We start from the raw sequence: 21,805 nt of genomic DNA, 5'->3' as shown, positions 1-21,805 counted from the left end.
GGCCCCGCCGGACCCACCCCCCTCGCGTGCGCGGGCGCTCAGCTCACGTCGAGCGCGGTGTCGTCCACGACGAACGAGGTCTGGTACTTGGAGCCCTCGGTGCCGGTGAACCGGAGGGTGATGTTCTGCCCGGCGTAGCCGCTGAGGTCGAAGCTGCGCTGGGTGTAGCCGGAGGCGGCGTTGAGGTTCGAGTACGTCGCCAGGGTGCCGAGGACCGTGCCGGAGCTGTTCAGCACCTGCACCTTGAGGGTGTCGTAGGCGGTGGTGGTCGAGGTCTCGGCCGTGTCGATGTGCAGGTAGAAGCTCAGCTTGGCCGAGGTGCAGCCCGCCGGGACGGCCACCGACTGGGACAGTGTGTCGGTGGTCGCCGTGCCGTAGCCGTCGAGCCAGGCGTAGTACGAACCCGAGTGGGGCGACTCGGCCGCGGCGTTGGTGATGACCTGGCTGGAGGCGCTCCAGGTCGTGTTGCCCGACTCGAAGCCGCTGTTGCCGAGCAGCTGGCCGGCGGTGCAGGTGCCGGTGCCGCCGCCACCCGTGCCACCGCCACCCCCACCGCTGGTGCCGCCGTCACCGGCGAGCCACGCGGTGGCGTTCAGGGCGAGTGCGGCGTTGGTGGCGCCGGAGTCGTTCCAGCCGTCGTACAGGGTGTTGCCGGAACTGCCGGTGCCGTCGTCGATCGGGGAGCTGTCGCCCCAGAAGGCGACGCGGCCGGCGCCGAAGGTGCTGGTCAGGAAGAAGGCACCGGTGTTGCCCGAGTAGCCGCTGCGGTAGACCAGGCCCTTGACCGCCGAGTTGTCGGCGGGCTTGAGGGTGGCGGTCGTGCCGTCGGCGATCAGGCTGTTGGTGACCTTGCCGAAGGAGCCGTTCAGCACCGGGTCGGTGCTGTCGCTGATCGCCGCCGGGTAGCCGGACTTGATGTCCAGCGAGTCGATGGAGAAGCCGAACGGGTCGGTGTTGTCGACACCGTTGTTCGTCATCAGGTCGTTGAGGATCTCGACCGCGTCGTTGCCGTCGTTGTTGCGGTCGGCACCGGTGTGGTCGGAGATCATGAACAGACCGCCGCCGTTCTTCACGAAGTTCATGATCGCCTTCTTCTCGGCGGTCGTGAACAACGTGTTGGGCTCCGGCAGGACCAGCGTGTCGAAGTTCGACAGGTCCTGGGCGGACGAACCGCCGTAGGTCAGGCTCTGGCCGGAAGGCAGTGTCTTCAGGCTGTAGTCGCCGGTCTTCTGAAGCGCCACCCCCCAGGAGGAGAGCGCGCCGGTCCAGTCCGTCTCGGACTGCGGGTCGGAGTTCTGGCCGAGCGGGTCGGGCTGGCTGGTGGAGATGACCCAGTCGGCGTTGCCGGCCGTCTCGGCGTGGGCGTTGTCGAACAGGACGCGGTGGGTGGTCGCCGCCTGTGCGGGGGCGCTCGCACCGACCTGGACGGCCGCTCCGGTCAGGAGCAGGCCGAATCCGGCGAGCGCGGTGGTGACTCTGCGTCGGGATCTCAGGGATCCGGGCATCCGGCGAACCTCCGTTGTGGGGTGTGGGGTGGGGAGAAGGAGTTGCGGCGCCAAGTCTGCGCGCGTAGAACCTGCTTGAGGGTTCTACACGCGTCGATGGCTTGAAAGGTACATGGCATGAAGCCCGGATGAACAGAAAGACCCGGCAATAAAGCGGGCCGGACTGCACGCGCCCGCAGCGGGCACCTTCTCCAGGGACGGGATTACGCCGTGAAGAGGGGTGGAGATGGAGATTTCAGGCATCATCAGCGCGATCGTCATCGGCCTGATCATCGGTGTGCTCGGCCGGCTGGTCGTGCCGGGACGGCAGCACATCGGGGTGCTGTGGACCATCGTCGTCGGCATCGTGGCCGCGCTGATCGGCTCCGCGATCGCGGCGGGGATCGGGGTCGCCGACACCAAGGGGCCCGACTGGATCGAGTGGCTCATCCAGATCGCCCTGGCGGCGGTGGGGATCAGCGCACTCGATCGAGCGAGGGCACGTCGTTGACCTACCGTCAACTTCCCTTGGTCTCGTAGAGATACGGGGTCGTGACGCTCAGCGCGAGGAAGCCGAGCCGTTCCAGGATGGGGCGGCTCATGGGTGAGGCGTCGACCTGGAGGTAGCGGCAGCCGCGAGCGGCGGCGATCCGGGCGCGGTGGGCGACGAGGGCGCGGTACAGGCCCCGGCCCCGCCACGGCTCCGCGGTGCCGCCGCCCCACAGGCCGGCGAACGGGGTACCGGGCACCAGTTCCATCCGGGCGGCGCTGACGGTTTCCGTCCCGGCCAGCGCGACGACGGCCACCAACGCGTCCGGATCGGCGGCCAGCCGGTCGAGCAGCCGCCGGCGCATCCGGGTGCCGTCCGTGCCGAACGCCTTCTCGTGCGCCTCGACGAACAGGTCGACGCCCGCCTCGTCCACGACCTCCGTCAGCCGTACCCCCTCGGGGAGCCGGGCGTCCAGGTCGAGCCGGTCGATCTCACCGACCATCAGCGTCTCGGCCGGCTCGGCCCGGAACCCGGCCGCGGTGAGCCGGGAGCCGAGGTCGGCGGGCCGGTCGTGACTGTGGAGCTTCCACTCGAAGTCGTGGCCGAGGGCGGTGAAGGCGGCGATCTGCTCCTGGATGGCCGCGTCCGCGTCCGCCTCGTCGAGGCCGGACCAGAGGACGCCGTTCCAGCCGTGCGCGTCGGCGAGTTGCCGCACCACCTCCCCGACGCGTTCGACGCGGGCGCCGGGCCCGTCGGGGACGGCGTGTTCGCGCAGGTCACGGTCGTACTGGGCGAGGATAAGAGTCTTGTCCATGGCGGCCCACCCGATCACGCGGGACGGGGGCGCGGCAACGCGAATACCCGCTCAGCCCAGTTCGAGGGTGGTCACGCCGAAGACGCGGCCCTGGGCGTGGGCACGGACGGGTCCGGTGTACATGCGCGCCGTCTCGAAGGAGGGCGCAAGTCCGGCGGCCTCGGCGAGGGCGACGCCTGCGGCATTGGGCTCGGGCACGTCGATGGCGAGTTCACGTCCGGCGGCCTCAGCGGCCAGCGCGGCGAACAGGGCGCGGGCGTCCTCGGCGGTGTCGGCGAAGAGCGGGCCGACGCGCAGGCTGTCGTGGCCGGGGCGGATCACGCCGTAACCGGTGAGGCGCCCGTCATGGTGGCGTACGACGGCGCGGTGGCCCGGGGTGGTGAGCCACCGGGCGAGGAAGCGCGGCCGGTCGGCGGGGTAGCAGGCACTGTCGTAGGCGGTGATCGCGGCGAGGTCGGCGGCCCCGGCCGGGCGGACTCCACCGGGGGTGTCCCCCGTGAGGGCGGTGCCGGTGAACCGGACGGTGCGGTAGGCGAGCTGGAAGCCGGACTGGCGGTAGTTGTCCTGCTGGGCCACGACTCCGTCGAGGCCGACGGCGCGGGTGCCGGCATGGGCCAGGGCGGTCTTCCAGGTGGTGAGGCCGTGTCCGTGGCCGCGCAGCTCGGGGCGGACGAGGTAGCAGCCGAGGAAGGCGTAGTCCGCGCCGTAGTTGACGACGGAGACGGCCGAGACCGGTTCCCCCTCGATCCGGCCGAGGAAGAAGCCCTCGGGGTCCTGGGCGAAGAACGCGGGTCCGTCGGCGAGTCCCGGGTTCCAGCCCTCCGCCGCCGCCCACCCGCTGATCACCGGCCAGTCGTCGAGGCCGGCCCGGGTGACGACGAGGTCGTGGGGGGCGGGAGAAATCATCGGTGCGCTCCGTCGGGTCGGGGGCCGGCCACCGTACCGGACGGCCCGTCCGCAGCATCCTCGCGGATCAACGGCCTTCGCACCACGGGGAGATCAGCCTGTCGGCACCGGCCGCGGGGTGGCGAGCGCACGCGCCGACGGGACCGCGGGGGCGAGGGCGACCGGGTGCGGTGGCCGGACGGCCAGGCCCGGTGGACGTACCGGACACCGGGGGTGGCCGCGGCCGTCACGAGGGCCGCGGGCAGGACGCCCGCCGGACGCGCGGACAGCAGCGGGACGGCGACCGGGGGCCGAGGGCGGTCGGCGCGACGAAGAAGACCTGGAACGGGGGCGCGGAGGAAAAGTACGCGTGCGGCCGGTGCCGGGCGAGGCCGATGGCGCGCGCGGGCGGTGGCGTGCGCGTCGGTGCCTTCGGGGTCCGTCGCCGGGCCACCGTACTTCCGGGGCTGCGAGGGGTCGGGGTGCCGCTGTGCGGGCGTTCGCCGCGAGGCTCCACCGGGCCGGCGTCCGGTCGTATGCCGGACGGTGGGGGCCCGGTGGCCGGTGGAGGCCTGGGACAGGGTGGGGGTCAGCGCGTACGGGTCGGGTGGAAGCGGCGGTAGAGGACGGTGCCCGCGAGCAGCAGCGCCGCGCTGCCGGCCGCCGCCGGACCGGTCAGGTCCGTACCGGTGTGGGCCAGCGAGGCGGTCACCGGCTCCGGCGCGGGCCGCGGGGTGTGCGGGACGGCCGGGTGGGACTTGACGGGGGCCGGTGGCGTCGGGGTGGGCGCCACCGGCGGGCTCGGGGTCTCACCGCCGCCGTTGACGGAGGTGTTGCCCATGACCGGGTTGAGCAGCCCCACCACATTGACGCTGTCGCCGCTGACGTTCGCCGGCAGGTCGACGGGGAGCTGGACACCGTTGCCCGAGATCACTCCCGGGGAGTGCTGGGCGGTGCCGTTGGCCGCGGCCCCGCCGGAGTTGGCCGATCCACCGGTGCCGGCACCGGTCTCGTTCGCGCACGCGTTGCCCATGGCCGGGTTGAGCAGCCCCACCACGTCGACCGTGTTGCCGCACACGTTCACCGGGACGTCCACCGGCAGCTGGATGCTGTTGCCGGAGATCACGCCGGGCGAGCCGGCCGCGACACCGTCGGCACTCGCGCCGTCGGCCGCGAACGCGGCGGACACCGGCCACGCCAGGGCCATCGCACCGGAGGCGGCGACGGTGGCGATCACACCGTTTCGGGTAGCCCGTCTCATTGGTTCCTGCCTTCCAGACAAGTTCGCGGGCAGTCACCCGCATCAGGTAAAACGCGGGTGAACCAGTCGAGTTATGGCCGAACGGGCTTTCACCCCATCGAGTGGCAGGATTGATGAAACGATTGTAAGGACGATGAATGATCACCAATCGGGCGCGGAGCATACGGCACCCGATGGGGTTCCGCCCGCCCGGAGGCGGGCCGAACGGGGCCCACTTATGGTGAGCGGAAGGGCGCCGTCCCGGTCCGCTGCGGGCGCCTCGGGAGGCTATCGATGCTGGCCAAGCTGTGCACGCGGTCCGCGGTGCGGCGCTGTGCGGGTACCGGAGTCCTCGCCCTGGCGCTGCTCGGCTCCGTGCTGCCCACACCCGCTGCCGCGGGTCCGGTGACGGTGGCGGGCCGCCCCGACCTGTCCCGGTTCTACCGGCAGAAGGTGGCCTGGGGCGCCTGCCCGGGTCCGGGCGCGCCGCGGGACATGCAGTGCGGCAAGGTGACGGTCCCGCTCGACTACGCCCGGCCCGGCACCGGGACGCTCGACCTCGCGCTGGGCCGCTATCGCGGCACCGGCGGGTCCCACCACTCGGTGCTGCTGAACTTCGGCGGCCCGGGTGGCGCGGGCGTTACCGAACTGGCATACGGCGGACAGGAGTTCATGGATCTGGCCGGCGGCTACGACGTGGTCACCTTCGACCCGCGCGGCGTCGGCCGCTCCTCCCCCGTCAGCTGCGGCGACGGCGGCGACCAGGCCGCGGCCGTCAGCGGCGCGGCCGCCGACCTCGACCATCCCCAGGCGCTGCTGCGGCAGTTGCGGCAGAGTGCCGAGGCGTGCGCGCGCAGCTCCGGTGACGTGCTCCCGTACATAGGGACCGTGAACGCCGCCCGGGACCTGGACGTGATCCGCCAGGCCCTCGGCGAGCGCAAGCTCAACTACCTGGGCTTCTCCTACGGGACGCGGCTCGGCTCGGTGTACGCGGCGCAGTTCCCGCACAACGTGGGACGGATGGCGCTGGACGGCGTGGACACCCTGACCGAGTCGCTCGCCGAGCAGGGCATCGACGGCGCGCGCGGGCAGCAGACCGCGCTGGACGACTTCCTGGACTGGTGCGCGGCGCACGCCGGCTGCCCGTTCGGGCGGGACCGGCGCGCGGCCGGTGACGCGGTGGTCCGGCTGGTGCGCTCGCTGGACCGGCGGCCGGTCACGACCGACGGCGGCGACCCGTTCTCCGGGCAGGACCTGGTGGCCGCCATCGTGCAGGCCCTCTACAGCAAGGACCTGTGGCCGTCGCTGCGGCGGGCGCTGGGCTCCCTGACCCGGGACGGCGATCCCCGGGGCGTCATGGGCTTCGCCGCCGGGGGCGCCGGGCCGGTCCGGGGCCGCCCGGCACCCGGGCACGACGGGCTGGTCGCCCCCGAGGACGTACCGGCCGACAACCTCCAGGCCGCCCTGATGGCGGTCAACTGCGCGGACGACCCCGACCGGCCCTCCGCGGCCCGGATCGCCGGGGATCTGAAGCGGCTGCGGGCCGCGTACGACGAGGCGTCCCCCGTCTTCGGCCGCTACCGGCTCACCCAGGTGCTGATGTGCTACGGCCGCCCCAAGGGCACCGATTTCATCCGCGCCCGGGTGAAGGACGTCGACACCCCGCGGATGCTGCTCGTCGGCACCCGCGGCGACCCGGCGACGCCGTACCCGTGGGCCGTCCGGACCGCGCAGCGGCTCGGCCCGGCGGCGGTCGTCCTCGACAACAGGGGCGACGGGCACACCGGCTACGGCTCCTCCGTGTGCGTGCACCGCACGGTGGACGACTTCCTCCTCCACGGCTCCCTGCCCGCGTACGGCAGCTCCTGCCCGGCGGACGGGAAGGAGTGGAGGGTCTTCCCGAACCGCATCGACCGATGACGTCACCGGCCGCCGACCGGCGTCCGTGACCGCGACCGGAGGGACACCATCATGCGCATGCGCGCCGCCATCGCCGTACCCCTCGCCTCGGCCGCCGTGGCGGCCCTGTGGCTCGCCGCGCCGCCGGGACAGGCCGCCGTCCGGGCCCCACGGGTGGCCCCGTGCGTCCAGGGGGAGCTGGCGCTGCGGGCGGCGGCCGTGCCGCACCGGCCCACGGTGGTGCGCGTCAGCGTCACCAACCGCAGCGGGCGGACCTGCGCCGTCGACCGGGTGCCGCTGGTGACCTTCGGCGGACTGGACGGGGCCGCGCTGCCGGTGCCGGGCAACGCCACCGGCCGGCTGCGGCTCGCGCCGGGCGCGACCGTCCACGCCGATGTGCGCACCGTCGTGCGCGCGGCGGACCCGCAGGCCCGCCGGGCGTCGTCGGTCACGGTCGGCGACTGGGCGGGCCGCTGGGGCCGTGTCTTCGCCCCCGCCCGGCTCGGCACCGGCGTCCAGGTGCCGGTGTGGGAGCCGGTGACGACGTCCTGGCAGCCCTCGGCGGCGGCCGCGGACCGGGCGCTCGGACTGGGCGCGGGGACCCGGACGAGCCCGAAGCCGGCCCCGTCCGGCCCGACGCCCGGTCCGACGCCGGCCCCGACCGCGTCGAGCCCGACCGCGTCGAGCCCGACCGGGCGGAGCCCGCACCGGCCGGACCGGGCGGGCCCGAGCACGGTGGGCCCGGCGCCGACGAGCCCGAGCGCGAGCGGCGCGACGCCGACGAGCCCGGCCGCGACCGGCCCGAGTCCCGGCGTCAGCCCCAGCTCGAGCCCGAGCTGAGAGCCCCGCTCGGCGGACCGGACCGCTCAGCCGAGGACGAGCCGCGGCGCGTACAGGTCCAGCCACTGCGCGAGGTCCAGGGTGCGTTCCAGGCCGCGCCGGGCCGCCTGGTCGGACACCGGGGCCTCGCGTTCGGCGGCCTGCCGTACGCGGTCCCGGTCCACCAGGTCGAAGACGCGGTGCGAGGGCCTGGCGAGCAGGTCCTTGGCCTGCTCCTGGAGGGCGCGGGCGTAGCGCGGGTCCTGGGTGGACGGGTAGGGGCTCTTGACCCTGTCGTAGACGCTCCGCGGCAGGACGTCCTTCGCCGCCTCGCGCAGCAGGCTCTTCTCCCGGCCGTCGAAGGACTTCAGGGCCCAGGGGGTGTTGTACACGTACTCGACCAGGCGGTGGTCGCAGAACGGCACCCGTACCTCCAGGCCGGTGGCCATGCTCATCCGGTCCTTGCGGTCGAGCAGGACGCGCACGAACCGGGTGAGGTGCAGATGGCACATCCGCCGCATCCGGTACTCGAAGTCGCTCTCGCCGGCGAGGCGTTCGATGCCCGCGACGGCCGTCCGGTAGCCGTCGGCCGTGTATCCGTCGAGGTCGAGTTTCGTGACCAGGTCGGCGCGCAGGACGTCGGAGTCGTCGCCGAAGTGGCGGCCGAAGCGCACCAGCCAGGGGAAGGCGTCGGCGCTGCGGGCGTCCTCGTCGAAGAACTGGAGGTAGCCGCCGAAGACCTCGTCGGCGGACTCGCCGGACAGGGCGACCGTGGACTGCCGTCGGATGGCGCGGAAGAGGAGCAGCAGTGAGGCGTCCATGTCGCCGAAGCCGGCCGGCAGGTCGCGGGCCCGGATGACGGTTTCGCGCACGGCGGGGTCGGCGAGGGCCTCGGCGTCGAGCACGATGTCCTGGTGTTCGGTGCCGGAGCGCAGGGCGACGTCGTGCACGAAGGGGGTGTCGGGGGTGCCGCGCAGTTCGTCGGCGACGAAGTTCTCGGTCTGGCCGACGAAGTCGACGGCGAAGGAGCGCACCGTCTCGCCCCGCTCGGCGAGCTGCCGGGCGGCGATCGCGGTCATGGCGGAGGAGTCGAGACCGCCGGAGAGCAGGGTGCAGCGGGGCACGTCGGCGACGAGCTGGCGACGCACGATGTCGTCCAGGAGGGTGCGCACACGGGCGACGGTGGTGTCGCGGTCGTCCTCGTGCGGGCGGGTCTCCAGGCGCCAGTAGACGCGGGTGGAGAGCCCGGCACGGCCGACGGTGACGACCGTGCCGGGCTCCACCTCGCGCATGCCGTCCCAGACGGCGTGCCCGGGGGTCTTGATCATCACGAGCAGTTCGCGCAGGCCGTCGAGGGTCACCCGGGGGCGGGCCAGCGGGTTGGCGAGGATCGCCTTGGGCTCGGAGCCGAACAGGACGCCGTCGGGTGTGCGGTAGTAGTAGAACGGCTTGATGCCCATGCGGTCGCGGATCATCACGAGTTCGTCGCGGCGGCCGTCCCACACGGCGAACGCGTACATTCCGTTGAGGCGTTCGGCGAGCGCGCCGCCCCATTCGAGGTAGGCGCGCAGGACCACCTCGGTGTCGGAGCCGGTGGTGAACCGGTGGCCGCGGCCAGTCAGTTCGCGGCGCAGTTCGGTGAAGTTGTAGGTCTCCCCGGAGTAGACCAGCGCGACGGTGCCCTCGGGGGTCGTGAGGGACATCGGCTGGCGGCCGCCGGGCAGGTCGATGACGGCGAGCCGGCGGTGACCCAGGGCGGCGGGTCCCTCGGCCCAGGTGCCGCGGTCGTCCGGGCCGCGGCAGGCCATCGTCTCGGTCATCGCATGCAATGTGGTGGCCTCGGCGCTCAGGTCACGATCGAAGGAAACCCATCCGGTGATGCCGCACATGCGCTGCCTCCTGCCCTCCGGCCGACCGCCGGTGCCGCGCTCATCTGTGCTTTCCTGTGGGCCGCGGCGTCGGCCGACGAACCAGTTGTATCGAGCACCTATATGGTGAGCGTCCGCCCGCGCCCGGCCCCGGTCAACGCGGACGCAACACGGCCGCGGCCGTCCGCCAGGCGGTTTCGGCCGCGCTTTGCCTCCGCGGGATCCGGGAATCGCGAGGCCGGAGCGCCACAGGCGCCGGGAACCGGCCACGGGCAAAAATTTCCCCAAGCGAGGCGCGTCGCAGGGCGCCGCGACCGGCAGCCCTTCGGTGCTCCGGCGGGCCGGCCACCGGGGCGCCGCGACCGCCTCCCGGCCCGCTGCCACAAGTCCGGAATACCCCGAATGCCGTACCTGTGAATCGGCCCTATGGTGCTGTCATGGAGCACGCACTGAGTCCCGCAACCCTTGCCGAACTGCGGCGTCCGCGGCCCTATCCGGCGGTGTCGGTGCTGACCCCGACGCACCGCCGCGGATCCGGCAACGACCAGGATCCGGTCCGGCTGCGCAATGTGCTGGCCGAGGCCCGCAAGCGCCTGGAGGCCGATCCGGCGGTGACCCGGGAACGGCGGGCGGACGTGGACGCCCAGCTCGACCGGGCTCTCGCCGAGGTCGATCTCGCGCACGCCGAGGACGGCCTGGTGATCTTCGCCGCGCCCGGCGAGCACCAGGTCTGGTCGCTGGCCCGCAGCGTCCCCGAGCGCGTGGTGCTCGCGGACACCTTCATCACCCGCAACCTGGTCGCCGCGCAGGCGGCGGAGCGGCCCTTCTGGGTGCTGTCGGTCTCGGCCGACCAGGTCACTCTGTGGAGCGGCGGCCCGGACCGGGTGGTGGAGGACCACACCGGGGGCTTCCCGCTGACCCGCAGCCGGACGAACTTCGACGCCGAACGGCAGGAGCGCGTCGGCGATCTGCCGAGCACCTTCCGTGACGAGGGCACCCGCCAGTTCCTGCGCGAGGCGGACAACGCGATGGCCGCCGTCCTGCGCGAGCAGCCGCGCCCGCTGTACGTCACCGGCGACCGGGCGGCGCTCTCCCTGCTGGACGAGGCCGGCACGGTCTCCAGGGGCGCGGTGCACGTGGGGCACGGCGGGCTAGCCCACTCGGGTCCCGAAGCCGTCTGGCAGGCCATCCGGCCGGTCCTGGAGGCGGAGGAGTCCAAGGGCGCCCACTCCATCGTCGAGGAACTGATCTCGGCGCGCGGCCACCGCACCTTCGCCGCGGGCCTGGACGAGCTGTGGCTCAGCGCCCGGGAGGGCCGGGTGCGGCTGCTCGCCGTGGAGGAGGGCTTCCGGGCCGTGGTCCGCGACGACGGCGACCACCTGGTGCCGGCCGAGCCCGGCGATCTGGACGCCCGCGACGACATCGTCGACGAGATCGTCGAGCAGTGCCTGGAGACCGGCGCCGACGTCCGCTTCGTGCCCGACGGCACGCTGGGCGAGGAGGACGGGATCGCGGGGGTGCTGCGGTTCTGACCCGCCCCCGCGGCCCCCTGAGTACGCGCTCCCCCGCCGACGTACGCTACGCGTGATCGTCGACGTGAGGGAGCGCGCATGGGTGAGCCGCTGGGTGTGGCGGTGCTGGGAGCCGGGAACATGGGGGCCGACCATGTGCGGCGCCTGGACCGGGTGATCAGCGGTGCCCGGGTCGCGGCCGTCGCCGACCCCGACGCCGAGCGGGCCAAGGCCGCCGCCGCGGGCCTCGCCGGGGTGGCCGTGCACACGGAGCCCGGGGCCGCGCTGGACGCGCCGGGCGTCGGCGCCGTGCTGATCGCCTCCCCCGGCCCGGCGCACGAGGCCGCGCTGCTGGCCGCGTTCGCGCGGAACCTGCCGGTGCTGTGCGAGAAGCCGATGGTGCCGGACCCCGCCGGGGCCCTGCGGGTCGTGGCGGCCGAGGCGCGGCTCGGGCGGCGGCTGGCGCAGATCGGGTTCATGCGCCGGTACGACGCCGAGTACCTGCGCCTGAAGGCGCTGCTGGACGGGGGCTCGCTCGGCCGGCCGCTGATGCTGCACTGCGTCCACCGCAATGTCTCCTCGCCGCCCGGGTTCACCAGCGCCGAGCTGATCAACAGCTCGGTCTCGCACGAGATCGACGCGGCCCGCTGGCTGCTGGGCGAGGAGCTGACGGCGGTGACGGTGCGGCGTCCGGTGTCCTCCGGCGGCGCGCCCGCGGGGCTGGTCGACCCGCAGTTCGTGCTGTTCGAGAGCGAGCGGGGCGTCCTGGTGGACGTCGAGGTGTTCGTCAACTGCGGCTTCGGCTACCAGGTGCGCTGCGAGGCGGTGTGCGAGGCGGGCAGCGCGCGCGTCGGCGAGGAGCACGCCATGGTGGTCACCCGGGCGGACGGCGCCCGGCGGGAGGTGGCCCGGGACTACCTCGTGCGCTTCGCCGACGCCTACGACCGCGAGGTGCAGGACTGGGTGGACGCCACCCGGGCGGGCCGGGTGACCGGGCCGAGCGCCTGGGACGGCTATGCCGCCTCGCTCGTCGCCGAGGCGGGGGTCCGGGCGCTGGAGAGCGGCGGCCGGGTGGCCGTCGAACCGGCCCCGCGCCCGGACCTGTACGCCGCGGTCAGCCGCTGACGCTGGCGGCGCCCGTCTCCAGGTGCCCGGTGAACCGGCGCGACCAGGCCGGGTCGCAGTCCACGGTGATCGTGAAGTCGTACCAGCCGTCGCTGTACGCGACGGCGTTGAAGAAGTCCTCCGCCGAGGCACCGGCGGCGACGGTGTACGTCCAGGGGCCGTCGCCGCGGTAGTGGTTGGAGGTGATGGTGAACTTCACCGGCACGGAACCGGAGTTGGCCATCCTGAAGTAGACGGCGAGCTTCCCGGTCCCCGGCTCCACGGCGTAACGGGTGCTCACCTCGGCGGACCTGCCCGCCTTGGTGGCGTCGCCCTGGAAGCGGCGCAGGAAGCGGTTGGGGCCGATCATCGACAGGTCGTACTTGCCGTCGCCGTAGCCCGAACCGATGTTGAAGAAGTCGGTGGCGGTGCCGCCCGCGTCCACCGTGTACTGCCAGGGGGTGGTGTCCCGGTAGGCGTTGGGGTGGATGGAGAAGTGGGCCGCGCGGGAGGCGGGACCGCCCTGGTTGGTCATGACGAACCAGGCGAGCGTCTTGCCGCCCGCGTCGAACTCCAGGCGGTCCAGGTAGCCGCCCGGCTGGTACGGCAGCGCGCGGGCCGGACGGGTGCCGGGCTCCTGCGCGGGCAGCGCGTTGTCGGTCGGCACCGGATTGGGCAGCGCGGCGCAGTTGCCGATGCCGATGACGCTGGTCGCGGGCAGCGTGACCGGGCCCCCCACCGGGTGCGCGAAGTCGAACACGCCGGTGAGGTCGCCGCTCACCTTGCGCCGCCAGTCGCTGATGTTGGGGCACTTCGCGGGGGTGCCGAGGGCGGCCGTCCAGGTCTCCAGGAAGCGCAGCACCGAGGTGTGCTCGAAAACCTCGGAGGAGACCCAGCCACCGCGCGTCCAGGGCGAGATGACGATCATCGGCACCCGGAAGCCGAAGCCGAACGGCACCCCGTCGAGGAACTCGCCGGCCGTGCCGGAGGGCGGGGACGGCGGGGGAACGTGGTCGAAGTAGCCGTCGTTCTCGTCGTAGTTGAGGAACATGACGGTGGAGTCGAAGACGTCCTCGTCGGCGGCGAGGGCCTGGTAGACGAGGTTGACGAAGTGGGCGCCGTCGCCGGGCGGGGCGTAGGGGTGCTCGGAGAAGGCCTGGTTGGCCACCACCCAGGAGACCTGCGGGAGGGTGCCCGCCCGCACGTCGGCCCTGATGGCGGCGGCGATGTCGTCCGGGGTGGAGCCGGTCACCTTCGGCACCGAGGACATGCCGCGCTCGTACAGCGGGTCGCCGGCCTTGGCGGCGGCGAACCTGCTGAAGTAGGCGCAGGCGTTGTCGCCGTAGTTGTCGGAGGCGTTCTGGTAGACCTTCCAGCTCACCCCGGCGGCCTGGAGGGACTCGGCGTAGGTCTGCCAGGTGAGGCCGGACTCGTCGCCGCCGTCGTTGCTGGAGGCGTCGACCTTGCCGCTCCACAGATAGGTGCGGTTCGGTCCGGTGGCGCTCAGCGTGGAGCAGAAGTAGGCGTCGCAGACGGTGTAGTTGTCGGCGAGCGCGTAGTGGAACGGGATGTCGGAGCGGTCCAGGTAGCCGAGCGAGCGGACGTTGCCGACTCCCAGGACCCAGTTGTCCAGGCGGCCCTTGTTCCAGGCGGAGTGCTGCGAGGACCAGGAGTGCGGCAGGTCGCCGTTGCACTGCGCGAGGGTCTCGCCGTCCTTGCCGAACACCGACGGGGTGGAGCTCAGCTTCCACGGGTACTGCCGGGAGAGCAGGTTCGGCTGGTCGAAGACGGAGTGGTTGCCGCCGAGGGTGATGCCGCTGCGGTCGTCGAAGCCGCGCACGCCCTTGAGGCGGCCGAAGTAGTGGTCGAAGCTGCGGTTCTCCTGCATCAGGATCACCACGTGCTTGACGTCCTTGATCGTGCCGGTCGCCGTGGTGGCGGCCGCCGCGGTCGTGCGCGTGGTGGCGCCCAGCGCCACTCCCGCCGCCACGGATGCGCCCAGCCCCACGAAGCCCCTTCGGCTGATCGGTGTCATTCGTCCGTCCTCGGTCACGGGAGTGCCCCTGCGGCACACCGCGGGCCAGGGTGCCCGCGCCGTTCGTCGGGGTCCATACCCGTGCGGTGAGGCGAAGGTGAACAATATTCAAAACCGGCCGGGGCACGCCGGGACAACTCGGGCGGACGCCTCACACCCCTCCGAACAGCGCGTTCAGCCCCCGCTCCACCACCGCGGCCATGTCCTCCTGGCCGGCCGCGACCACCTCGTAGGTGCGCACCAGGAAGCGGCGCAGGGTGGAGGTGGGGAACTGGAGCAGGGCGAGGCCGAAGGGCGAGTGGAACTCCAGTACGGTCCGGGTGCGGCCGTGGGGCCAGATCTGCACGTCGCCGTGTCCGGCCGGGGTGCGCAGCCCCTGGTCCAGCAGCGAGCGCGCGAAGGTCCAGCTGACGTCCTCGCCCTCCAGCGCCGCCTCGGCCGGGAAGTCGACGAAGACGGCGAGCGGATCGCCCGTGGTGTAGCGCAGGGTGGCCGTGAGGGGGATCTCCTGGTCCTCGGCGGTCACGAGCCAGGCGAGGGCGGGCAGTTCGATGGTGGTCTCCATGCCTTTATGGAGTCCGGAGAGGCCCTTCGCATGGCGCCAGATCCGGTCAGAGTTCGACAGGTACCGGCCGGTCCGAACGACGGGGAACGCAAGGCCGTCGAACGAATGGCCGAGCACTTGGTCCGGGGGCCTCGACGCAGGACCACCTTGTCCGTCAACTCCCGTAGATCGTCTACGACTTACCGTCCGATCGGGCACTCCGGGAACGCTCGGGGACCGCTTCGGGAAGACTCTGGCATATGCCGGAAGCACCACCGTATCGTGTGTTGCCAAATCCCTTACGGGGCGTCCCGCGCTGTGCGAAAGTCGTCAGGGTCCCCCGTCCCGCCAGGCCCTGCCGTCCCCCTCGTTCGGAGTGCGAAATGCCGTCACCGGTCTCCGCGGACCGCCCAGCCGCCCAGCCGTCCGGGCACGACCCGGTCGAGGCGTTGATCACGCAGGCGCGGCGGCTCAAGGGCGACGTGGACGCGGTACGGCGGGACGTCCGCCGCGACGACACGGACCCCGAGGAACGCTGGCAGCGCGCCCTGTACGACCTGGCGCTGCACCAACTGGACGACGTGGACGCGCATCTGGCCCAACTGCGCGACGGACGCGCGCCCCTGCCCCCGGCCGCGGAGCCCCCGGAGCCCGCCGGGCCGCAGACCGCCCGCGCGGCACCCGTCGGCACCCCGCGCGGCGCGCTGCTCAGCCGGGTGGGCAGCGCGGAGTGGAACCTGCTGACGGACGAGGCGTCGTGGTCCGGGGAGCTGTACCGGATCCTCGGCCATGACCCGGAGCTGCCCGCCCTCACCCTGGACGAGCTGCCCTCACTGGTGGAGGAGGAGGACCGTCCGAAGCTCACCGCGATGGTCACGGACTGCCTGATCGACGGCCGCCCGATCGACGGCGAGTTCCGGGTGCGCCGCCCCGACGGTTCCGTGCGCAGCGTGCACATGATGGGCGAGCCGGTGCTCGGCGCCGACGGCGGCACGGTCTCCATGTGGGCCGTGCTGCGCGACGTCAGCACGCTGCACCGCAGCCGGCACACCGTGCGCGAGACACAGGACTCGCTCCGCCGGCACCGTCAGCGGGAGCAGACCGAGCACCGGGTCGCCACCGAACTCCAGGAGGCCGTGCTGCCGCCGTGGCGCGGCTCCCTGCGCCCCCCGCACCAGGGCCCGCGGACCCTGGACCTGGCCGCGCACCGGCTGCCCGCGGACGGCGGGACACCGATCGGCGGGGAGTGGTACGACGCCCTGGAACTGGCCGACGGCGAGACCCTGCTCAGTGTCGGCGACCTCACCGGGCACGGGGTGGCCGTCGCCTCCGGGATGGCGACCCTGCTCGGCGCGGTGCGCGGGATGGCCATGGCCGGCACCCAGCCCGGCCAACTACTCAGCCTGCTCGACCAGTTGCTCGACGCCACGGTGCAGCCCGCCCTCGGCAGCGCCGTCTGCGCCCGCTACCGGCCCGCCACCCGGACCCTGGTCTGGGGGCAGGCGGGACACCCCGCCCCGCTGCTGTACCGCGACGGGACGGGGTGCGTGCTCGACGCCCCCGAGGGTGTGCTGCTCGGCGCGACCGCGGGCGCCGTCTACGGACAGGCCGAGGTGATCCTCGAACCGGGCGACCTGCTCCTGCTGCACACCGAGGGGCTGGTTCCCGGGCACGGCCGGACGGCGGCCGCGGACCGGCTGCTGGGCCTCGCCCCGCGGTTCGACGACGCCCGGGACGCGCGGGACTGCGTACGGGCGCTCGTGGAGGAGTTCGGCGGGGCCGGGCGGGTGGACGACGCGTGCGTGCTCGTCGCCAGGGTCACGGCGTGAGCCGGTGCCGGCGCACCTGACCGCACGTCGGACGTGCCGGCCGGAATGAGGGAACGCGACGCGCGGCCCCCTACGCCTGCGCGCTGTCGGCGCCCTTGCTCCTCGGCTTGGGCAGGGCGAGCCTGATCTCCTCCCGCAGTTCATGGATCTTCGGGTACCCGGCGTACTCCGCGGTGAGCCGGTACATCTGGCGCAGCCGGTCCCAGGTGCGGCGTGAGGAGTTCGCTCCCATCGACATCAGGGCGAGCCGCGCGTAGCGGTCGGCCTGTTCCGGATCGTCGGCGATGAAGCAGGCCGACGCCATGGAGAGATGGTCGAAGATCTTCGATCGCTCCCTGCCGTCGACGCGCAGCGCCAGGGCCTTGTCCGCGAAGTGCTGGGCGTGCACGGCCGCGTCCGGGTCGAACTCGGCCAGCGTGCGGTAGGCCAGGGCCTGCATGCCGTACAGGTCCTCGGCCTTGAAGGTCTGCATCCAGTCGAGAGGCGCGCCGTCGCCCCGGTCGGCGACGAACAGGTCCTCCGCCTGCCCGAGGGTGCGGCGCATCGCCTGGCCCTTGCCCATCGCCGCCTGCGCCCAGGCCTCGATGGTGTGGAACATCGCCTTCGTGCGCGGCTGGAGGCGCTCGCCCCCGCCGGACTGGGCGAGCTTCATCAGGTCCAGCGCGTCGTCGGGCCGGCCCAGATGGACCATCTGGCGGGCCGCCCGGGACAGCGCTTCCCCGGCGCGCGGCCGGTCACCGCCCTCCCGGGCGGCGTGTGCCGCGATGACGAAGTACTTCTGCGCCGTGGGCTCCAGGCCGACGTCATGGGACATCCAGCCCGCGAGGACGGCCAGATTGGCGGCGACGCCCCACAGGCGCCGCTGGAGGTGGGCGGGATGCCGGTAGGCGAGCATGCCGCCCACCTCGTTGAGCTGGCCCACCACCGCCTTGCGCTGGAGGCCGCCGCCGCGGGCCGCGTCCCAGGCCCGGAACACCTCGACGGAGCGCTCCAGCTCCGCGACCTCCTCCGAGCCGATGGGGGCGGCCTCGTAACGGTCGAAACCGGCGGGACCGGGGTGCAGGGGGTCGTCGAGGGCGGGGCTGTCGGCCCTGAGGACCGGGTCGGTGTGCAGCCAGTCGTGCATGGCGCTGCTGAGTGTGGATCCCGCGGCGAGCGCGGCACCCGCGCCCACCAAGCCGCGTCGGTTGAGCATGAGGTCCATTCCCGTGAATTCGGTGAGGACCGCGGCGGTCCGCTCGGGCGCCCACGGCACTCCGTCGGGATGTTCCTCGATCCCGTCGCCCTGCCGTTTCCCTGCCCGCCCGTGGCGCACCAGACCGAGGTCCTCGATGGTCACGACACGGCCGAGACGCTCGGTGAACAGGGCCGCCAGCACCCGCGGCACGGGATCGCGCGGGATCTCTCCCATGTCGATCCAGCGCCGCACCCGGGAGGTGTCGGTCGCCAGTTGGGGGTGGCCCATGGCCGCCGCCTGCCTGTTGACCAGCCTCGCGAGTTCGCCCTTCGACCAGCCGGCCAGGCCGAACAGATCGGAAAGGCGGGTGTTGGGTCGTCCGCTCACGTCAAGCCCCCAGGTTCTCGGCTGAGTTGACAGTAGCCCCGTGAGAGTTGCCGGGCGACTATTCGCCAGGGTTCGCCAGGGTGCGCCAGATGGTGTGCCAGGGGTCATCGGGTGTCAGGTAGGAAAGCGCCACCCCGACCCGGTCTCACCGGGGACATTCCCCAGGGTGCACCCGGGGACCGGGCCGGGTTGACGCGAGGACCTCACAGGCAGGCACCGCAGGCAACGAAGGGATCTGTATCTCCCATGTACGCGGCATCGTCCTCCGTGTCCGCCCCGCTTCGGCCGTTGCGCCCCCGCCCGGCGGGCGGCGGACCGTACCTCGACCCGGCGGCGCGTCCGGGCGGCTCCGTGCTGGGCGCGCCCCGCCCCCGGCGGGTCCCGGGGCAGCCCGTCCCGCCGCTCAGCGGGAGACTGGACCTGTCCGGCCCCCAGGGCGCCCCACTGCGCACCGCGATCGCCGCGGTGCAGCGGATCTGCCCGGAGTTCGCGCCGGTCCAGGTACTGCGGCGCAGCGCGCGCTCCGTACTCTTCGTGGGCACCACCGGGCGCAGCACGGCCGTCGCCAAGTGCCTGCTGGACCACGCCCCGGCATGGGCGGAGCGGAGTCGCCACGAAATAGCCGTATACCGCTCGTTCGTCCGGCACCGGCCCCCGGTAAGGGCGCCCCGGCTGATCGCGGCGGATCCGGACAACTGCACCCTGGTGATCGAGCGGATGCCCGGCCGGGTGGCGGCGCTTCAACGGCATCCGATGGAGGCGCCGCCCCGCGCCGACATCCGCGCGGCCCTGGGCGCGATCTGCCGGGTGAACGCCTGGCGGCCGCCGGCCGGTCTGTTCGACATGCCCCTGGACTATGCCGAACAGATGTCCCGCTACCACGAGTCGGGGCTGCTCACCGACCGGGACCTCGACGACCTCCAGAAGCTGCTGCACGGCATCGCGCAGGAGGTGGGGCGGGGCGCCATGCTCCAGTTCTGCCACGGCGACGCCCTGCTGTCGAACATCCTGGTGTCCCCGGCGGGTCCGGTGCTGGTGGACTGGGAGCACGCCGGCTGGTACCTGCCGGGCCACGACCTGGCCACGCTGTGGCTGGTGCTCGGTCAGGCCCCGGCGGCGCGGCGGCAGATCAGCCAGATCGCCCAGTCGGCGGGCCCGGCCTCCCGGGACGCCTTCCTGGTCAACCTGATGCTGCTGCTGACCCGCGAGATCCGGCGGTACGAGACGGCCGTCCAGCGCTCGATGCAGGACCCGCCCCCGGCGGCCCCCGGCATGCCCCACCCGGGTGCCGTGCCCTCGGGCGAGGAGCAGCGGCTGCTGCTGCGACGGCTGCACGACGACTGCCAGATGGCCCGCAAGGCGGTGCGTGCGGCGGTCGGCACGCGCTGAAGGGGCGAGGGCCCGCGGTGCGCCAGGAGTGGCGGCGCGCCGCGGGCCTTCGTGTGTACGGGTGCGGCCGCGCGGGGGAATCGTTTCGGCCGTTCGGCGGCGAGCACCTGACCCCGGTACGGCCGCCGCACCCGAGGCCGGTACGCCCGCGACCAGCGACGCGGCACCACTGGTCTACGCCACTGACGCCCCGCAGGCCCGCCCACCGCCGCTGCGAAACTCGCCGAAACCCTTCGTGACGTGGGAAATCTCCCTGGTGATTGCATTATTGACGGATCGTCGGCCAGCCGATACCACTGACCCAGTTCGGCGCCGCACGCCCCGCCACGCCCGCCCGTCACAGGAGGCCGCATTGCGAGGTTCCGCCCCTGATTCCCCGTCCACGCCCGGCCACAGACATCTGCGGCGGGCCGCCGTACCGCTCGCCGCGGCGGCCCTGCTGCTGCCGCTGTTCGGCGCGGCCCCCGCCCAGAGCGCCCCGGACTCCTCCCCCGGCCGGCTGCAGTCGGCGTTCGCCTCCGCGTCCGCCGAGTACCACGTGCCGCAGAGCGTCCTGCTGGCCGTCTCCTACCTCCAGTCCCGCTGGGACTACCACGGCGGCGCGCCCAGCGTCTCCGGCGGCTACGGCCCGATGCACCTCACGGACGCCCGTACCGCGATCGCCGGCACGGAGCACTTCGCCGACGGCACCGAGGACGCCCGCGGGGACAGCTCCCGCCCCGCACCGCACCCCGAAACGAAGGTGCCGGCCGAGTCCGCGCTGCCGGCCCGGCTGAAGACCCTCTCCAAAGCGGCGAGGCTGACCGGCATCCCGGCCACGAAGCTGCGCACCGACCCGGCCGCGAACGTGTCCGGCGGCGCCGCCCTGCTGGCCGCCGAGCAACGGCGGCTGGGCGAGCCGCTGAGTGCGGACCCGGCCGAATGGTACGGCGCGGTGGCCCGGTTCTCCGGCGCCGACGACACGGCGACCGCGGCGTCGTACGCCGACGACGTCTACGACGTGCTGCGCACGGGCGAGCGGCGTACCACGGACGCCGGGCAGCGGGTCGCCCTGGCCGCCGAGCCGGGTCTCGCCCCGGACACCGCTCAGCTGTCGCGGACCGGTCTGCGCACCGTCCGGGACGACGGCGCCGAGTGCCCGAAGTCGGTGTCCTGCGAGTGGCTCCCGGCGGCGTACGCCCAGTTCGGCGACGACGACTACGGCAACCACGACCTCGGCGACCGCCCCGCGTCGCAGCAGATCAAGTACATCGTCATCCATGACACCGAGGGCACCTGGGACGGGGTGCTGAACCTGATCCAGGACCCGACCTATGTGTCCTGGAACTACACCATCCGCTCCACCGACGGGCTGATCGCCCAGCACGTCAAGGCGAAGGACGTGGCCTGGCACGCGGGCAACTGGGACGTCAACGCGCGCTCGATCGGGATCGAGCACGAGGCCTTTCTCGCCGAGCCGGACGCCTGGTTCACCGAGGCGATGTACCGGTCCTCGGCACGTCTGGTGAAGTACCTGTCCACGCGGTACGGCATTCCGCTGGACCGGCAGCACATCCTGGGCCACGACAACGTGCCGGGACCGACCGCGTCCACCATCCCCGGCATGCACACCGACCCGGGGCCTTACTGGGACTGGGCGCACTACTTCCAGCTGCTCGGCCACCCGTTCAAGAAGACCGCGGGCAGGCAGGGCGGCCTGGTGACGATCAGGCCGGACTACGCCGCCAACCAGCCGGCCTACACGGGCTGCGCCACGGCTGGCGAGCCCTGCGCGGCGCACGGCTCCAGCGAGGTCCGGCTGTACTCGGACCATGATGTGAACGCGCCGCTGATCACGGACGTCGGGCGCGGTACGACACCGACGATCGACGTCAACGACGTGTCCTCGCGGGCCTCCACCGGCCAGCAGTACGCGGTCGCCGATCACTGGGGCGACTGGACGGCCATCTGGTACCTCGGTCAGAAGGCGTGGTTCCAGAACCCGGCGAAGCACCCGGCGGCCGTCTCCGCGAAGGGACTGGTGATCACGCCGAAGGAGGGTCTGACCAGCATCCCGGTGTACGGCCGTGCCTACCCGGAGAAGTCCGCCTATCCGGCGGGGGTGCCCGCCCCGTCGGTCGTGCCGCTGCCGTACACCGTCCCCGCCGGGCAGAAGTACGTGGTCGGTGACGAGATGCCGGGCGAGTACTACTACTCGGTCACCTTCACCCCGGACTCGCACCAGGTGGTGCGGGGCGACGACCTGTACTACGAGATCCAGTACGGTCACCGGGTCGAGTTCGTCCGGGCGGCGGACGTGACCGTGGAGAACTCGGCGAGCTGACCGCTCC

Annotated in this window: 16 protein-coding genes; 8 read left to right on the top strand and 8 right to left on the bottom strand. The window is 73.0% G+C overall.

What is annotated here, in order from left to right; genetic code table 11:
- Nucleotides 1–38 precede the first annotated feature (38 nt).
- Nucleotides 39–1,505, bottom strand: coding sequence for a M6 family metallopeptidase (locus VT52_RS18250; RefSeq protein ID WP_046426199.1), 1,467 nt, complete (start codon nt 1,503–1,505; stop codon nt 39–41).
- Between the two features lie 226 nt (nt 1,506–1,731).
- On the opposite strand from VT52_RS18250, the gene VT52_RS18245 reads away from it, so the two are divergent.
- On the top strand, nt 1,732–1,995 hold the full coding sequence (locus VT52_RS18245) for a GlsB/YeaQ/YmgE family stress response membrane protein (protein ID WP_046426223.1): 264 nt from the start codon (nt 1,732–1,734) through the stop codon (nt 1,993–1,995).
- Between the two features lie 7 nt (nt 1,996–2,002).
- On the opposite strand, the gene VT52_RS18240 is transcribed toward VT52_RS18245, so the two are convergent.
- The 3 genes from VT52_RS18240 to VT52_RS18230 all read right to left on the bottom strand — a co-directional run bounded on the left by VT52_RS18240 (nt 2,003) and on the right by VT52_RS18230 (nt 4,910).
- A complete protein-coding gene (locus VT52_RS18240; protein ID WP_046426224.1) occupies nt 2,003–2,788 on the bottom strand; it encodes a GNAT family N-acetyltransferase in 786 nt (261 codons plus the stop codon).
- Nucleotides 2,789–2,839: 51 nt separating this feature from the next.
- On the bottom strand, nt 2,840–3,694 hold the full coding sequence (locus tag VT52_RS18235) for a GNAT family N-acetyltransferase (RefSeq protein WP_046426201.1): 855 nt from the start codon (nt 3,692–3,694) through the stop codon (nt 2,840–2,842).
- A 568-nt stretch (nt 3,695–4,262) separates the two neighbouring features.
- Nucleotides 4,263–4,910 (bottom strand): chaplin, encoded by a 648-nt coding sequence (locus VT52_RS18230; RefSeq protein ID WP_046426202.1) that lies wholly within the window; start codon nt 4,908–4,910, stop codon nt 4,263–4,265.
- Nucleotides 4,911–5,207: 297 nt separating this feature from the next.
- On the opposite strand from VT52_RS18230, the gene VT52_RS18225 reads away from it, so the two are divergent.
- Nucleotides 5,208–6,833 carry an alpha/beta hydrolase gene (locus tag VT52_RS18225; RefSeq protein ID WP_046426204.1) on the top strand — a complete coding sequence of 542 codons (1,626 nt, stop codon included), beginning with the start codon at nt 5,208–5,210 and terminating at the stop codon, nt 6,831–6,833.
- Between the two features lie 57 nt (nt 6,834–6,890).
- On the top strand, nt 6,891–7,652 hold the full coding sequence (locus VT52_RS18220) for a DUF4232 domain-containing protein (RefSeq protein WP_240509797.1): 762 nt from the start codon (nt 6,891–6,893) through the stop codon (nt 7,650–7,652).
- A gap of 26 nt (nt 7,653–7,678) precedes the next feature.
- Here VT52_RS18220 and asnB read toward each other — a convergent pair whose 3' ends face one another.
- On the bottom strand, nt 7,679–9,520 hold the full coding sequence (gene asnB / locus VT52_RS18215) for an asparagine synthase (glutamine-hydrolyzing) (RefSeq protein WP_046426205.1): 1,842 nt from the start codon (nt 9,518–9,520) through the stop codon (nt 7,679–7,681).
- Between the two features lie 416 nt (nt 9,521–9,936).
- On the opposite strand from asnB, the gene VT52_RS18210 reads away from it, so the two are divergent.
- Together VT52_RS18210 and VT52_RS18205 are read left to right on the top strand one after the other, a co-directional pair.
- Complete coding sequence (locus VT52_RS18210) at nt 9,937–11,031, top strand: baeRF3 domain-containing protein (protein ID WP_046426207.1); 1,095 nt, start codon at nt 9,937–9,939, stop codon at nt 11,029–11,031.
- Between the two features lie 78 nt (nt 11,032–11,109).
- Nucleotides 11,110–12,135, top strand: coding sequence for a Gfo/Idh/MocA family protein (locus VT52_RS18205; protein WP_079175108.1), 1,026 nt, complete (start codon nt 11,110–11,112; stop codon nt 12,133–12,135).
- Here VT52_RS18205 and VT52_RS18200 read toward each other — a convergent pair.
- The gene (locus VT52_RS18200) at nt 12,125–14,149 is read right to left on the bottom strand and encodes a phosphocholine-specific phospholipase C (protein WP_046426209.1); all 2,025 of its coding nucleotides are present in this window, start codon (nt 14,147–14,149) and stop codon (nt 12,125–12,127) included. The genes VT52_RS18205 and VT52_RS18200 overlap by 11 nt on opposite strands.
- A gap of 151 nt (nt 14,150–14,300) precedes the next feature.
- A complete protein-coding gene (locus VT52_RS18195) occupies nt 14,301–14,714 on the bottom strand; it encodes an SsgA family sporulation/cell division regulator (protein WP_046426212.1) in 414 nt (137 codons plus the stop codon).
- A 362-nt stretch (nt 14,715–15,076) separates the two neighbouring features.
- Between VT52_RS18195 and VT52_RS18190 the strand changes: the two genes are divergently transcribed.
- Nucleotides 15,077–16,522, top strand: a complete 1,446-nt coding sequence (locus VT52_RS18190; RefSeq protein WP_046426214.1) for a PP2C family protein-serine/threonine phosphatase — start codon at nt 15,077–15,079, stop codon at nt 16,520–16,522.
- Nucleotides 16,523–16,592: 70 nt separating this feature from the next.
- Here VT52_RS18190 and VT52_RS18185 read toward each other — a convergent pair whose 3' ends face one another.
- Nucleotides 16,593–18,086 (bottom strand): DNA-binding protein NsdB, encoded by a 1,494-nt coding sequence (locus VT52_RS18185; protein WP_046426215.1) that lies wholly within the window; start codon nt 18,084–18,086, stop codon nt 16,593–16,595.
- A gap of 246 nt (nt 18,087–18,332) precedes the next feature.
- On the opposite strand from VT52_RS18185, the gene VT52_RS18180 reads away from it, so the two are divergent.
- A complete protein-coding gene (locus VT52_RS18180; RefSeq protein ID WP_046426217.1) occupies nt 18,333–19,475 on the top strand; it encodes an aminoglycoside phosphotransferase family protein in 1,143 nt (380 codons plus the stop codon).
- 352 nt (nt 19,476–19,827) lie between these two features.
- Nucleotides 19,828–21,798 (top strand): N-acetylmuramoyl-L-alanine amidase, encoded by a 1,971-nt coding sequence (locus VT52_RS18175; protein ID WP_046426218.1) that lies wholly within the window; start codon nt 19,828–19,830, stop codon nt 21,796–21,798.
- Nucleotides 21,799–21,805: the final 7 nt, after the last annotated feature.

Origin of the sequence: Streptomyces malaysiense (assembly GCF_000980885.2) — a bacterium.
Lineage (GTDB): Bacteria > Actinomycetota > Actinomycetes > Streptomycetales > Streptomycetaceae > Streptomyces > Streptomyces malaysiense.
Note: the sequence above shows the minus strand (reverse complement) of the source record. Positions and strands in the feature narration are given on the sequence as shown.